General features: G+C 72.8%; 15 protein-coding genes and 2 tRNA genes. 10 read left to right on the top strand and 7 right to left on the bottom strand.

The genetic code is table 11. From position 1 onward, the window contains the following. Positions 1-183: 183 nt before the first annotated feature. The gene (locus AC24HA_RS07240) at positions 184-720 is read right to left on the bottom strand and encodes a DUF6506 family protein (protein ID WP_425708582.1); all 537 of its coding nucleotides are present in this window, start codon (positions 718-720) and stop codon (positions 184-186) included. Between the two features lie 87 nt (positions 721-807). Continuing rightward, positions 808-1,155 (bottom strand): hypothetical protein, encoded by a 348-nt coding sequence (locus AC24HA_RS07235; protein ID WP_425708583.1) that lies wholly within the window; start codon positions 1,153-1,155, stop codon positions 808-810. A 14-nt stretch (positions 1,156-1,169) separates the two neighbouring features. On the opposite strand from AC24HA_RS07235, the gene AC24HA_RS07230 reads away from it, so the two are divergent. Then, positions 1,170-2,450: a glutaminase gene (locus tag AC24HA_RS07230; protein ID WP_425708584.1), complete on the top strand. Its 1,281-nt coding sequence runs from the start codon at positions 1,170-1,172 to the stop codon at positions 2,448-2,450. Between the two features lie 72 nt (positions 2,451-2,522). Here AC24HA_RS07230 and AC24HA_RS07225 read toward each other — a convergent pair whose 3' ends face one another. Continuing rightward, complete coding sequence (locus tag AC24HA_RS07225; protein ID WP_425708585.1) at positions 2,523-3,146, bottom strand: SRPBCC domain-containing protein; 624 nt, start codon at positions 3,144-3,146, stop codon at positions 2,523-2,525. A gap of 89 nt (positions 3,147-3,235) precedes the next feature. Then, positions 3,236-4,153: an ATP-grasp domain-containing protein gene (locus AC24HA_RS07220; RefSeq protein ID WP_425708586.1), complete on the bottom strand. Its 918-nt coding sequence runs from the start codon at positions 4,151-4,153 to the stop codon at positions 3,236-3,238. A 198-nt stretch (positions 4,154-4,351) separates the two neighbouring features. On the opposite strand from AC24HA_RS07220, the gene AC24HA_RS07215 reads away from it, so the two are divergent. The 5 genes from AC24HA_RS07215 (at position 4,352) to AC24HA_RS07195 (ending at position 7,992) form a co-directional block, all read left to right on the top strand. Next, on the top strand, positions 4,352-5,257 hold the full coding sequence (locus AC24HA_RS07215; protein WP_425708587.1) for a MetQ/NlpA family ABC transporter substrate-binding protein: 906 nt from the start codon (positions 4,352-4,354) through the stop codon (positions 5,255-5,257). Between the two features lie 95 nt (positions 5,258-5,352). Then, positions 5,353-6,504 carry a methionine ABC transporter ATP-binding protein gene (locus AC24HA_RS07210; RefSeq protein WP_425708588.1) on the top strand — a complete coding sequence of 384 codons (1,152 nt, stop codon included), beginning with the start codon at positions 5,353-5,355 and terminating at the stop codon, positions 6,502-6,504. Then, the gene (locus tag AC24HA_RS07205; RefSeq protein ID WP_425708589.1) at positions 6,501-7,163 is read left to right on the top strand and encodes a methionine ABC transporter permease; all 663 of its coding nucleotides are present in this window, start codon (positions 6,501-6,503) and stop codon (positions 7,161-7,163) included. Before AC24HA_RS07210 ends, AC24HA_RS07205 begins: the two co-directional genes overlap by 4 nt. Before the next feature lie 131 nt (positions 7,164-7,294). Continuing rightward, complete coding sequence (locus tag AC24HA_RS07200) at positions 7,295-7,621, top strand: hypothetical protein (protein ID WP_425708590.1); 327 nt, start codon at positions 7,295-7,297, stop codon at positions 7,619-7,621. Next, the gene (locus AC24HA_RS07195; protein ID WP_425708591.1) at positions 7,618-7,992 is read left to right on the top strand and encodes a hypothetical protein; all 375 of its coding nucleotides are present in this window, start codon (positions 7,618-7,620) and stop codon (positions 7,990-7,992) included. The genes AC24HA_RS07200 and AC24HA_RS07195 overlap by 4 nt, the downstream gene beginning before the upstream one ends. A gap of 102 nt (positions 7,993-8,094) precedes the next feature. Here AC24HA_RS07195 and AC24HA_RS07190 read toward each other — a convergent pair whose 3' ends face one another. From AC24HA_RS07190 to AC24HA_RS07180, 3 genes are all read right to left on the bottom strand, one after another. Continuing rightward, complete coding sequence (locus tag AC24HA_RS07190) at positions 8,095-9,045, bottom strand: PRC-barrel domain-containing protein (RefSeq protein WP_425708592.1); 951 nt, start codon at positions 9,043-9,045, stop codon at positions 8,095-8,097. A 59-nt stretch (positions 9,046-9,104) separates the two neighbouring features. After that, positions 9,105-9,371 carry a hypothetical protein gene (locus AC24HA_RS07185; RefSeq protein ID WP_425708593.1) on the bottom strand — a complete coding sequence of 89 codons (267 nt, stop codon included), beginning with the start codon at positions 9,369-9,371 and terminating at the stop codon, positions 9,105-9,107. Between the two features lie 243 nt (positions 9,372-9,614). After that, positions 9,615-9,687 (bottom strand) — tRNA-Lys (locus AC24HA_RS07180). Positions 9,688-9,823: 136 nt separating this feature from the next. On the opposite strand from AC24HA_RS07180, the gene AC24HA_RS07175 reads away from it, so the two are divergent. The 4 genes from AC24HA_RS07175 (at position 9,824) to AC24HA_RS07160 (ending at position 12,119) form a co-directional block, all read left to right on the top strand. Then, positions 9,824-10,972: an MFS transporter gene (locus tag AC24HA_RS07175; protein ID WP_425708594.1), complete on the top strand. Its 1,149-nt coding sequence runs from the start codon at positions 9,824-9,826 to the stop codon at positions 10,970-10,972. A 15-nt stretch (positions 10,973-10,987) separates the two neighbouring features. Next, a complete protein-coding gene (locus AC24HA_RS07170) occupies positions 10,988-11,458 on the top strand; it encodes a peroxiredoxin (protein ID WP_425708595.1) in 471 nt (156 codons plus the stop codon). Then, on the top strand, positions 11,455-11,961 hold the full coding sequence (locus AC24HA_RS07165; protein ID WP_425708596.1) for a peroxiredoxin: 507 nt from the start codon (positions 11,455-11,457) through the stop codon (positions 11,959-11,961). The genes AC24HA_RS07170 and AC24HA_RS07165 overlap by 4 nt, the downstream gene beginning before the upstream one ends. Before the next feature lie 76 nt (positions 11,962-12,037). Further along, positions 12,038-12,119, top strand: a tRNA-Leu gene (locus AC24HA_RS07160). Positions 12,120-12,122 lie beyond the last annotated feature (3 nt).

Here is a 12,122-nt window from a genome sequence, read left to right as displayed (position 1 = left end):
CGGTGCGGGCGAAGGTGCCCGCACCACCCCGCGCCGGGCGCCGAGATACCGTGCTCACCCGCCTGACGCGGACACTCCGATCATACCGAGGGCGCCTCGGGCCGTTCCCTTCCGGGAGGGCCGGACCGTGCCCCGCCGGCGGGGCCGACCCGCGCGACGCACGCCCAGGCACGTTCGTCGCGATCAGTCGTCGTAACCGACGAACCCGACGGGGATGCGTCCGCCGGAACCGCGCCACACGGCGGCAGCGTGGTCGGTACCCAGGCCCCCGTAGAGCTCGATCATCCCGACGCCTGCTCCGGCGAGATCGACAGCCAGCCCCTCCGTCTCCCAGAGCGACCCGACGGGGATGATCGTCGCGTCAGGATGCTCCACACGCTCCACGCCGTCGCGCGCGGGGACCAGGAACACCTGCGGACGGACCTCGCCGCGCCCGAACGCCGCCTTGAAGTCGGCGATGAGCTCGAGCGACTCGAAGCCGTACCGGTTGAGGCCGAGCCGCACCGGGTCCGGGCGGTCGTCTCCCGCGAGAGCAGCCCGGACCTCTGCCGCGACGTCGACCGGGAGCCCGCCGCAGAGCTCGAGCCGCGCCCACCCCTCCCCGACGAGTCGCAGGGCTTCGGGGACGACGTCGGCAGCCTCCGCCCCGACGACGGTCAGGCCGTCGGTCAGCAGGCGGTCACCCGGTGTCCCCTCGTACAGCACGGCGGTGGGTTCCATGTGGGGGACAACCGCGGGCGGTACGGACATGTTCCACCGGTCCGCCACCGCGTCGGCGGGTGAGCACTCAGCCGACGGGAGCGTCCGCTACCGCTCGAGCATGACGGGATAGAGCACGAGGACCAGCACGGCGGCGACCACGATGAGCGCCACGGACAGGCCGAACGTGACCCCGGCCGAGATCCGTCGGCCCGGTGCACGGGCGAGCAGGAGCGCCACGATGTTGCCGACGCCGAACGCCCCGACCGCGGCCGCCCCGCCCACGACCAGCGCGGCGGCGCGCACTCCGTCCTCGTCGAGGCCGTGCGCGGTGGCGTCGGAGTGCCCCCACCAGAAGCCGAGGAAGGCGGCGACCGCGGCGAGCCCGACGACGACCGGCACGACCCACGCCCGCCCGTCGCCCCCGTTCGTCGACGGTGCGTAGGGATCGGTCATGTGACGATGGTGCCATGCGCTCCCCGGTCGCCGAGTACCTCGACGAGATCCTCGCCGCGACGGCCATCGGGCCGGCCCGCGGGGAGCAGGCCACCTACATACCCGAGCTCGCCCGGGTCGACCCCGGCCTCCTCGGCCTGGCGCTGACGACCACGGACGGGGTCACCTACACGTCCGGTGACGCCGACACCCTGCTCTCGATCCAGTCCGTGTCCAAGCCGTTCGTGTACGCCCTGGCCCTGCGCGACCGGGGGATCTCCGCCGTCGAGGCGAAGGTCGGCGTCGAGCCCACCGGGGAGGCCTTCAACGAGATGACCCTCGAGGAGGTCTCCAAGCGTCCCTACAATCCGATGATCAACGCCGGCGCCATCGCCACGAACACCCTCGTCGGCGACCCGGGGCTCACGGACGCGGACCGGGAGGCGGTCATCCTCGACGGCCTGTCCGCGTTCGCCGGGCGGCGCCTCGATGTGGAAGAGACGGTGTTCGAGTCCGAGATGGGCACCGCCCACCGCAACTACTCGATCGCGCACATGCTGGCCGGCTACGGGATCCTCGGGACCGACGCGCACGCCGCCGTACGCGGATACGTCCGCCAGTGCGCGGTGCGGGCGAGCGCGCGGGACCTGTCGGTCATGGCGGCCACCCTCGCCAACGGCGGGACGAACCCCGTCACGGGGGAGCAGGTCGTACCGGGCACGGTCGTGCGCCAGACGCTGTCGGTCATGCTCGCGTGCGGGATGTACGACGCGGCCGGCGACTGGATCACCGACGTCGGCATCCCGGCCAAGAGCGGTGTCGGCGGCGGACTCATCGGCGCGCTGCCCGGGCAGCTCGGCGTCGCCTCGTTCTCTCCCCCGCTCGACGAGCACGGGTCGAGCGCCCGCGGCGTGGAGATCTTCGAGCGGCTCAGCCACGACTTCGGCCTGCACCTCATGTCCGTCCCGCCGCTCACGAGGTCCGTGATCCGCGGCCGCCGGACGCTCGACCTGGGCGGCGGCGCCTCGGCGACCTGCTACGAGCTGCAGGGACCGCTGCGGTTCTCGAGCGTCGAGGCCGTCACGCGGGTGATCTCGGAGAACCCGCCGTCGCACCCGGTCGTCGTCATCGACACGAGCTCGACGACGTCGGTCGACCCGACCGCCACCCGCATGCTCGGCGACGTGGTCCGCCGCCTGACCGACGACGGCGCGCGAGTGTGGCTCGTCGGCCCGCCGGGGACGATCCACGAGCACGACCTGGGCGAGGACGCCCACGTGGTGTCGACGATCGACGACGTCGGCCGGGACGCGTAGCTCCGGACGGATCGGGGCGGCACGGGCCGCGAGCCCCGGGGGCCCGTGGCCGGCCGGTCCTCGGGGCCCGGGTCAGCCCGGCTCCTCCTCGCCGCGGTAGAAGGCCGCCGCCCGGGCCGCCGCGTCACGCGCCACCTCGGGGTCGGCCCCGGCGGCGAGATGGGCGGACTCCCAGGCGCGTGCCAGCTCGGTGGCGAACCGCAGCCCGGGCTCGGACGTGCTGAACTCGCCCATCGCCTCCGGGGTCGAGCGCGGGTCGCCGGCGAGGAGAAGCGCCAGGGCGAGGAACGCGCCGTCCCAGCCGATCCCGGTCGCGGCGGGTCCGAACGCGCGCCAGTGGTCGTCGTCGGGCACCGTGTGCCGCAGGGCCACCGTCGTCCCCCCACCGGACGGCACGATCGCCACCGACAGTCGACTGACGTCGCCCTCGAACTCCCAGGTCACGTCGAGGGCGCCCGGCTCGACGCAGCGCTCGATCGTGCCCTCGGTGCCGCTGCCCGTCAGCCGGTAGCGGCCCCCCTCGCGCAGGTCGCCCTCGACGGGCTCGAGCCACCTCTCGAGCCGGGCCGGGTCCGTGAACGCCGACCACAGCTCGGCGGCCTTCGCCGCGAAGGTCTGCTGGAGGAGCACGACGTGCGTACCGTCGCCGGGCTCGAGGGCACGCCCGACGGCTGCGATCTGCTCCGAGAGGTCCACCCCGCCACGGTGCCAACCGGGTCCAGCCTCCGCAACCCGACGGGCCGAGGCGGCCCGGACCGGGGCAGGGCGGTCGGCGAGCGGTCAGGTCACCAGAACGCGCGCACGGCGATGGCGTCCGCGAACGCCTCGAGCCCGTCGTCGACGGCACCGAGGTAGAGCGAGCCGTCGATGAGCGAGATCTCCATGACGTAGAAGCCGCCCTTGCCGTCCCGGACGAGGTCGACCCGGCAGTAGAGCAGCTGCTCGTCGCGGCCGAGCCGGTCCTTGATGTAGCCGTGGATGGCCCGCCGGATCCGCTCGCCCCAGCGCCACTCCTCCTCGGAGGCCTCGCGGGAGGACGCGACCTCCTCGTGGACGTCGTCGACCGAGCGGAAGGACGGGTGGAGCATCGGCTCCTTGACGACCATGTGCTCGGAGAGGCCGTTGAAGTAGATGAGGGAGATCTCGCCCTCGCGGTCGATCTGGTCGAGGTAGCGCTGGACCATGACGGTCCGGCCCTTCCGCAGCTGCCGGTCGACGTGCAGGATCGCCTCCTGCCGGGAGGCGGCGTCGGTGGACGTGTAGCGACCGGTCCCGCGCCCGCCGGAGGAGACCGCGGGCTTGACCACGAAGTCGCCGTCGGCCGGCATCCGCGTATGGATCTGGTGCTTGCTGTAGCCGACGTCGGGCTCGAGCCACTGCGTGGGGATGATCGGCATCCCGCGCTTCTCGAGCTCGAGCAGGTAGTGCTTGTCGGTGTTCCACTCCATGACGTCGGGGTGGTTGAGCACCCGGTGCAACGACTTCGTCCACGTGAGGAACTGGTCGAGCTTCTGCGCGTAGTCGCGCACGCCGCGGACGACGACCAGCCCGGCCTCGGACCAGTCGACCGTCGGGTCGTCCCACACGCGCACCCGCACGTCGATGCCGCGGGCGCGCAACGCGGCCGGCAGCTCCCGCTCGTCGTCGCTGAGCTCCGGCGCTCCGGACCACGTGGCAAGGGTGACTACTGGCGTCGTCGACATGCTCGGCAATCTACCCGCGACCACGGCGCCGCGCGGCCCGGCGCCACGCACGCCGACGACCGGCGTCGCGCAGGTCACCCCGGCGTGACCAGCATGTGAGACATGGGGGGCGGGGGCAGCGCGCACCCCCGGGGACCGCGCAGAGTCCTGCCGTTCCGCCGGGCACCCCCCGGGCCCCACGCACCGACAGGGATCACGATGACCGCACGCCGCACCCACCGCGCAGCCGCTCTGCTCGCGCTCGCCGCCGCACTGCCCCTCACGCTCGCCGCCTGCTCCTCGGAGGACGAGGGCGACGGGGAGCGCGGGTCCTCCGCGGACTCCCCCATCCGCATCGGCGTCGTCGGTGCGGCCGACCCGCAGTGGGACATCTTCACGGACCTGGCCGAGGAGGAGGGCATCTACATCGAGGTCCAGGACTTCACCGAGTACACGCAGCCGAACCCGGCGCTGACGGACGGCTCGCTGGACCTCAACCAGTTTCAGCACATCCTCTACCTCGCGCAGCACAACGAGGCCACGGGCGACGACCTCACCCCGATCGGCGCCACCGCCGTCTACCCGCTCGGCCTGTACTCGACCGAGTTCACCGACGTCGAGGAGATCCCCGACGGCTCCGAGATCGCCATCCCCAACGACGTGACCAACCAGGCGCGCGCCCTGTTCGTCCTGGAGGAGGCCGGGCTGATCGTGCTCAACGAGGACGCCGGCGTCGTCCCCGACCCGACGGACGTGGACGAGGGCGCCTCCAGCGTGACCGTCGCGCCGATGGACGCGAACCAGACGGTCGTCGCGCTCGACTCCGTCGCGGCCTCGATCGTCAACAACGACTTCGTCAGCGACGCGGGGCTCTCCCCCGCCGATGCGATCTTCGAGGACTCCGCCGAGTCCGAGGGCGCCCGCCCCTACATCAACGTGTTCGTCGCCCGTGCCGACGAGGCGGAGAACGAGAACTACGCCCGGCTCGTCGAGCTCTTCCACGACCAGAGCGTCGTCGACGCCCTCCAGGAGAGCTCGGGCGGCACCGCCTCGATCGCGGACCAGGACCCGGCCGAGCTGCAGGAGATCCTCGACGAGGTGCAGGCCTCGCTCGCCGAGGGCTGACCCTGCCACCTGCGAGGCAGGGACCGGAGAACCCTCAGAGCCCACCGTCGGCGGGGCGCGGAGCACCGCGCCCCGCCACCGGCATGAAAGGTGCCATGAGCACAGTCATCTCCTTCGACGACGTGTCGAAGACGTTCCCGAGCAAGTCCGGCGACGTGCGCGCCGTGCGTCACGTGAGCCTGGAGGTCGCCGAGGGTGAGATCTTCGGCGTCATCGGCTGGTCCGGCGCCGGGAAGTCCACCCTCGTCCGGCTCATCAACGGCCTCGAGCCCGTCACCGACGGGCGCGTGAGCGTCCTCGGCACGGAGATCTCCGGCCTGACCGAGCGGCGCATCCGCCCGATCCGGCCCGAGATCGGGATGATCTTCCAGCAGTTCAACCTCTTCAACAGCAAGACGGTCACCGAGAACATCGCCTATCCGCTGCGCCTGGCCGGCTGGTCGAAGGAGCGGCGTACCGCCCGGGTCGCCGAGCTGCTGGACTTCGTCGGGCTGAGCGACAAGGCCCGCTCCTACCCCGACCAGCTCTCGGGCGGGCAGAAGCAGCGCGTGGGCATCGCGCGCGCCCTCGCCCCGGGGCCGAGGATCCTGCTGGCCGACGAGTGCACGTCGGCCCTCGACCCGGAGACCACGCGCGAGGTGCTCGCCCTGCTCCGCCGCATCAACGAGGAGCTCGGCCTGACCATCGTCCTCATCACCCACGAGATGGACATCGTCAAGCACCTGTGCGACCGGGTCGCGGTGATGGAGCTGGGCGAGGTCGTCGAGTCCGGCACCGTCTACGACCTCTTCTCCGACCCCCAGCACGACACGACCCGCCGTTTCGTCGCGACGTCGCTGCGCGACAGGCCGCGTACCGACACGCTCCGCGCGCTCGCCGAGACCCACCCGGGCGCCGTTCTCGCCACCGTGGCCGTGCGGGAGAACCGTGGGTCGTCCGCCGTGCTGGCCCGGACGCTCGGCGAGCACCCCGGCGTGCAGTCGGCCCTCGTCTACGGCGGCATCACCGACGTCGGCAACCGACCGCTCGGGTCGCTGACCTTCGCGCTGACCGGGGACGCCGAGCGGGTGGCGGCGCTCGTGGAGGCCCTCGAAGAGGTCGCCGAGGTCGAGCGTCACGAGCTCGACGCCGGGCCCGACCCGAACGACCTGCCGCCCGCACCGACGACCCCGACCGATGCGACCACGCCGACCGGTCCGACCACGCCGACCGGCCCGACCACGCCCGAGACGGAGGGCCCGCGATGACGTTCGACTGGGAGAACAACTGGGACGTCTTCCTCGAGGCCTTCCTCGTCACGCTGCAGATCGTCGGCACCACGCTGCTCATCGGCGGCGTGGTCGGCCTCGTCCTGGGGACGCTGCTCTACGCGACCCGGCGCGGGGGCGTGCTCGCCAACCGCTGGCTGTTCGGGTTCCTCAACGTCCTGACGAACTTCGTCCGGCCGATCCCGTTCATCATCTTCCTCACAGTGATGGGCCCGGTGACGATCGGGATCGTGGGCACCCGGATCGGCACGGAGGCGTTCATCGTGCCGGCGTCGATCATGGCCTCGTTCGCCACCGGGCGGATCGTCGAGCAGAACCTCGTGGCGCTCGACCCCGGCCTCATCGAGGCGGCGCGCGCGATGGGCGCCTCGCCCTGGCGGATCATCCGCACCGTCGTCATCCCCGAGGCGCTCGGACCGCTCATCCTCGGCTACACGTTCATCTTCATCGCCATCGTCGACATGTCCGCCCTCGCCGGGATGATCTCCGGCGGCGGTCTCGGTGCGTTCGCCCTGACCTACGGCTACCAGCGCTTCGACTGGTGGCTGACGGTCATCACGGTGATCGTCATCGTCATCCTCGTGCAGTCGGTGCAGTTCTTCGGCAACTGGCTGGCGCGCAAGGTCATGCGCCGCTGAGGCCGCGAGGCACCGCTCTCAAGGGTGTCGGCGAGGTTGCTGGTGCGGGTGACGTCCAGAGAGCGGGCGATGGTCTGAACTGCCCCGATGGAACCGTTCCCGGCGTGACGCCCCGGTGACACCATGTCGCCATGCCGAGCCTCTCAGCACTCGCCTCACCGGTCCTTGCCACTCCGGTGCTTGCCGGTGCCTCGCCGTTCGCGGACCGCCCGACGCCGATCATGTTCTACGTCGTGCCGGCCCTCATGGTGCTGATCATCGTCGGCAGGGTCGTCCAGGGGATCCTCCGGCTGCGCGCGGAGCGGCGCCGCCAGGAGCACCAGATCCGCATGCTCGAGCTGCGGCACCAGGCGTCGACCGGGAACGTCGGCCCCGCGCCGTCCGGCACCGCCGACGAGGGGTGGTCCGGCCTCGAGGCGCAGTACCTCCGCGCGCGGCAGGGGCGCGGCGCCTCATGACAACGGGAGGAGCGTCGTTCCCGACGGGGTGGGTGATCACCGCCGTCGTCATCATCGCCGTGATCAACGTGGCGAGGATCCTCTGGCGGCTGGGAACGGGCGGGTACTCAGGGCACGGCGGTGACGACGGCTACGGCCGTGATCGGCGTCGCCGGTCCGGCTGGGGGCGCGGCTCGGGACGCCGTCGTGGCTCGTCGGGGCGGAGCAGCTTCGGCGGCTCGTTCGGTGGCGGCTCGGGATCACGGTCGTTCTCGGGGCGCTTCGGCGGAGGCTCGGGCCGCTCGCGCCGCCGGTCCTCGGGCGGCTCATCGAAGCGTCGCGGCGGCGGGATGCGCAAGGGCAGTCGTCGCATGGGCGGCAGGAAGCGCTGACCCGGCACACGGACGACCGGACACAAGGACGGGGCCCGACGGCGGAACGTGCGTTCCGTCGTCGGGCCCCGTCCGTGTTCAGCGGCGGCCCCCCGCGTGGGGTCAGCGGCTGTGCCGCCCGGCGCCCTCGTCGCCGAGCGGTCCGGGTCCGCCCGTGCCGTCCGCGTCCTCGGGATCACGCTCGATGTGGATGTCCTCGCTGGTGACGGGCGTGCCGTCCTCGGCGAAGGTCTCCGTCACGGTGTACCGACGCAGGCGCACACGTCCGGTCGCCTGACCGGCCGCGTCGGTGCCCGCGGGAGCGCCGTGGTCGGCGTGCGTCGGCCGCGCCCCCGCGGGGACGTCGTGCCCGGTCCGGGGCTCGGCGCCCGCGACGGGCTCGGGTGCCGGACGCTCGGTCACCGCCGGGGCGGCGTGCGTGCCGGGCCCGCCCGCCGGCGGCAGGTCGGGTCCGGGGCCCGCCGAGGGGGCGACCCGCTCGTCCGGGGCCGCTGCGGCGTCGGTCGTGGAGACGTCGGCCTCGAGCGGGCGCCCGTCGGCGGTCGGAACGTCGGGACGCGCGGAGTCCGGCCGGTCGTCGCGGAACGCGCCGCGCTCGTCGGCACCCTGCGCCGGTGCTCCCTGGAAGCCGGCCGCGGGGGGCGCTCCGTGGACACCTCCACCGGCGACCGCCGGGTCGATGTCCGGACGACGCTCCTGGTCGGCGACGCCGGGCTGCTGGTCCCAGCCCGCGTACCGGCCCTGGAGCCCGTAGTGCGCGAACAGCTCGCTCTCCTGCTCGGGGCTGAGGCTCTCGTCCACGTCGAGCCGCGGAGCGTCCTTCACGAGGTCCTTCGTGAAGGGCACGACGATCTCGTCGTGGTCGTAGCTCGCCCCCTCCAGCGGGACGAACGACTCCTTGGTGCCGAACAGACCGGTGTTGACGGTCATCCACGTGGGGTCGTTGCTCGAGTCGTCGAGGAACACCTGCCCCACGGTGCCGATCTTGCCGTCGTTCCCCCGGACGGGCGTCTTCGCGGCGAGGATGCCCCCGACGTCATTGATGCTGATCATGCTTCTCCCTCGTTCGATGGTGTCGTACGGGTGATCTGCTCAGCTGATCGGCGGTCGTGTCAGACGTCCGGCTCGTCGGGACGCAGGGTGCCCCCCTTGTCGCCCTCGACGCCCGAGCCGCCCAGCACGCCACCGTCGTGCGTGCGGCCGGTACCGCCGCCACCGTCCTGTCCGTCGTGCATGAACGCGGACGAGCGGTCCTCGTGCTCGGCCACCGGGTTGTCCGGGCGGTTCACGCCGTGCTGGTACTCGCTGGGCTGCGACTCGCCCACCTCGTCGTGCTCGCCGTCGTGGCGGTCGGCGACATGCTTTCCGTGGTGACTCATGACGTGCCTCCTCAAGGTGTGGACGCGGGCCGCCCGGTGCGGGCGCTCGCACGCTGCGAGGCGCCCCCGGGCCGACGCCACGTCCCCGTGGCACGACGCTACTCGGGGCCCGCCCGCCGCGCACGGGGAGACGACGTTCGTCGTCGACAGGGCCGCGGCGCTGCCCGGTGCCCACCTGCCGCGCACGGGGAGACGACGAGGGCCCCGGACGCGGATGTCCGCGTCCGGGGCCCTCGTTGCCGGTACACCGCCTGGGACTCGAACCCAGAACCCACTGATTAAGAGTCAGTTGCTCTGCCGATTGAGCTAGCGGTGCTCGGTGCTGGGGTCCGTCGTGGGGCGACGGGCACCGGCTGAACCGAGGGATCACACTACCGTGGCGGGACACGGCGGCCCAGTCCGTCGCCCGGTCCGGGGCCGTGAGGTCACGCACAGCGGCCTACCCTGACGCTGTGACCACCCCACCCGCCGCCGCCCCCCGGCGGCTCTGGGTGCTCTACCTGGGCGGCTTCATGGGACCCTTCGGCGGGGGCATGGTGACGACGATGCTGCCCGAGCTCGCCGAGGGGCTCGGCACCACGGTCCACGGCGCCTCGCAGTCGATCACCTGGTACCTCGCACCGTTCGCCGTCCTGCTCCTCGTCTCGGGCACCCTGGCGAGCCGGTGGGACCGCGCCACGGTCGTCCGGGTCGGCTACGCCGTGTACGCGGCCACCTCCCTGGCCTGCGCCCTGGTCCCCAACCTCCCGCTCTTCCTCGGGGCCCGCGCCCTCCAGGGCGGGGCCAACGCCTTCCTCACGCCGGTGCTCATCACGCTCATCGTCGCGGCGAGCGACCGACGGCACGTGGGCCGCGCGCTCGGCGGTCTCGCCGCTGCCCAGGCGGGCGGGCAGGCGCTGTCCCCGCTCGCCGGTGGTCTCGCGGCCGGCTACGACTGGCGGATCGCGTTCCTCGCCACGGCCGTCGCGGCGCTGCTGCTCGCCGTGCTCACGCCGTCCGGGCCGCGGGGCCGGGTCGAGCGCGAGGTCGGGTCCTGGCGGGCGCTGGCCAACCTGCGCCTCGGGTCCACCACCGTCGTGGCGGCCTGCGCGCAGCTCGCCGCGAACTTCGTCGTGCTGTCCGCGGCGCTCATCGCGACCGACCGGTTCGGGATGAGCCCGGGTCAGCGGGGGCTCGTCGTCGTCGCCTTCGGGGTCGCGGGGTTCGCGACGGCGCGGGTCGCCGGCGGATGGGCCGACCGCGTCGGCGTCCTCACCATGGGCGCCGTCGCGTCCGCGGTGCTCGCGGCGGCCACGTTCGCCGTCCAGGTCTCCCCCGCGCTGTGGGTCCTCGTGCTCGCCCTCGCGCTGTGCGGAGCGACCGCCACCTGCGTGCGGATCCTGTCCTCCAGCCTGGCCATCGCCTCGACCCCCAGCAACGAGTCGGGGGCGACGTCCGTCATGCAGGCCGCGCAGTTCGGTGCCGGCGCCGCCGCTCCCCTGCTGCTGCCGCTGTTCGCCGTGTCTCCGGCCCTCACGGGTGCGGTGCTCGCCGCGGTCGTCGTCGGGGGCATCGTCGTCGTGGCCCTTCCTCGGGCACACCGGCGCGGGCCGCCGTCCTGATGTCACGATAGGGACATGGAATCTCTCGCCACCGGTGACCTGGCCCCCGACTTCGACCTGCCCGCGCACGACGGCTCGCGGGTCGTCCTCTCCGAGCTCGTCAGCTCCGGGAAGGGTGCTGTCGTGTACTTCTACCCGAAGGCCGCCACCCCCGGCTGCACCACGGAGGCCTGCGACTTCCGGGACAACGAGGCGGCGCTGGCGGCCGCCGGCTACTCGCTCGTCGGCATCTCGGCGGACCCGGTCGCGGACCTCGAGGCGTTCGCCGCGGACAACCACGTGTCGTTCCCGTTCGCGTCCGACGAGGACCACGCCGTCGGCGACGCCTACGGGACGTGGGGCACGCACGAGACGCCGTTCGGCACGCAGACGGGCAACAAGCGCTCGACGTTCGTCGTCGACCCCGAGAGGCGACTGACCTACGTCGAGTACGGCGTCGACCCGAACGGTCACGTCGCGCGCCTGCGCGAGGTGCTCGGGGCGTGACGGCTCCCACGGGGGCGCGGCTCGCCATCGGCGACACCGCGCCCGGCTTCAGCCTGCCGGCACACGACGGGGGCGACCGCAGCCTCGCGGAGCTGCTGGGCGTGGGCAGCGCCGGCCTCGTCGTCTACTTCTACCCGCAGGCGCTGACCCCCGCGTGCCGGCAGCAGGCGTGCGACGCCCGTGACCGGTACGACGTGTTCACCGACGCGGGCTACGGCCTCGTCGGCATCTCGCCCGACCCGGTCGAGCGGCTGGCCCGGGCCGTGGAGGACGACGGGCTACCGTTCCCGCTGCTGTCCGACGAGGACCACGCGGTCTCGGAGCAGTGGGGCGCCTGGGGCGAGAAGAAGAACTACGGGCGCACCTACTCGGGCCTCATCCGTTCGACGGTCGTGCTCGACCCGGCCGGGGTCGTCAGCTGGGTGCGCTACAACGTCCGGGCCAAGGGGCACATGGCGCTCCTCGCCCGCGAGCTCGGGCTCACGGATCCGGCGACGCCGTAGCGGCGGTTCGGCGTCGACGTGCGGTTCGGCGTCGTGCGACGACGTAGGCTCTTCCTCCGCGGGCGCGAGCCCGCGAGCGCGAGTGGCGTAACTGGCAGCCGCGCCAGGTTTAGGTCCTGGTGCCTTCGGGCGTGCGGGTTCGAGTCCCGCCTCGCGCACCG

Source organism: Georgenia sp. Z1491 (assembly GCF_057652395.1).
The sequence above is the reverse complement of the archived record's forward strand: the minus strand, read 5'-3'. Positions and strand labels throughout refer to the sequence as shown.

What these genes read in the sequence shown, in the direction of transcription:
- AC24HA_RS07240 (WP_425708582.1), bottom strand. Translation starts at nt 720, where the DNA reads ATGGAACCCACCGCCGTGCTGTACGAGGGGACACCGGGTGACCGCCTG.
- AC24HA_RS07235 (WP_425708583.1), bottom strand. Translation starts at nt 1,155, where the DNA reads ATGACCGATCCCTACGCACCGTCGACGAACGGGGGCGACGGGCGGGCG.
- AC24HA_RS07230 (WP_425708584.1), top strand. Translation starts at nt 1,170, where the DNA reads ATGCGCTCCCCGGTCGCCGAGTACCTCGACGAGATCCTCGCCGCGACG.
- AC24HA_RS07220 (WP_425708586.1), bottom strand. Translation starts at nt 4,153, where the DNA reads ATGTCGACGACGCCAGTAGTCACCCTTGCCACGTGGTCCGGAGCGCCG.
- AC24HA_RS07215 (WP_425708587.1), top strand. Translation starts at nt 4,352, where the DNA reads ATGACCGCACGCCGCACCCACCGCGCAGCCGCTCTGCTCGCGCTCGCC.
- AC24HA_RS07210 (WP_425708588.1), top strand. Translation starts at nt 5,353, where the DNA reads ATGAGCACAGTCATCTCCTTCGACGACGTGTCGAAGACGTTCCCGAGC.
- AC24HA_RS07205 (WP_425708589.1), top strand. Translation starts at nt 6,501, where the DNA reads ATGACGTTCGACTGGGAGAACAACTGGGACGTCTTCCTCGAGGCCTTC.
- AC24HA_RS07200 (WP_425708590.1), top strand. Translation starts at nt 7,295, where the DNA reads ATGCCGAGCCTCTCAGCACTCGCCTCACCGGTCCTTGCCACTCCGGTG.
- AC24HA_RS07195 (WP_425708591.1), top strand. Translation starts at nt 7,618, where the DNA reads ATGACAACGGGAGGAGCGTCGTTCCCGACGGGGTGGGTGATCACCGCC.
- AC24HA_RS07190 (WP_425708592.1), bottom strand. Translation starts at nt 9,045, where the DNA reads ATGATCAGCATCAATGACGTCGGGGGCATCCTCGCCGCGAAGACGCCC.
- AC24HA_RS07185 (WP_425708593.1), bottom strand. Translation starts at nt 9,371, where the DNA reads ATGAGTCACCACGGAAAGCATGTCGCCGACCGCCACGACGGCGAGCAC.
- AC24HA_RS07170 (WP_425708595.1), top strand. Translation starts at nt 10,988, where the DNA reads ATGGAATCTCTCGCCACCGGTGACCTGGCCCCCGACTTCGACCTGCCC.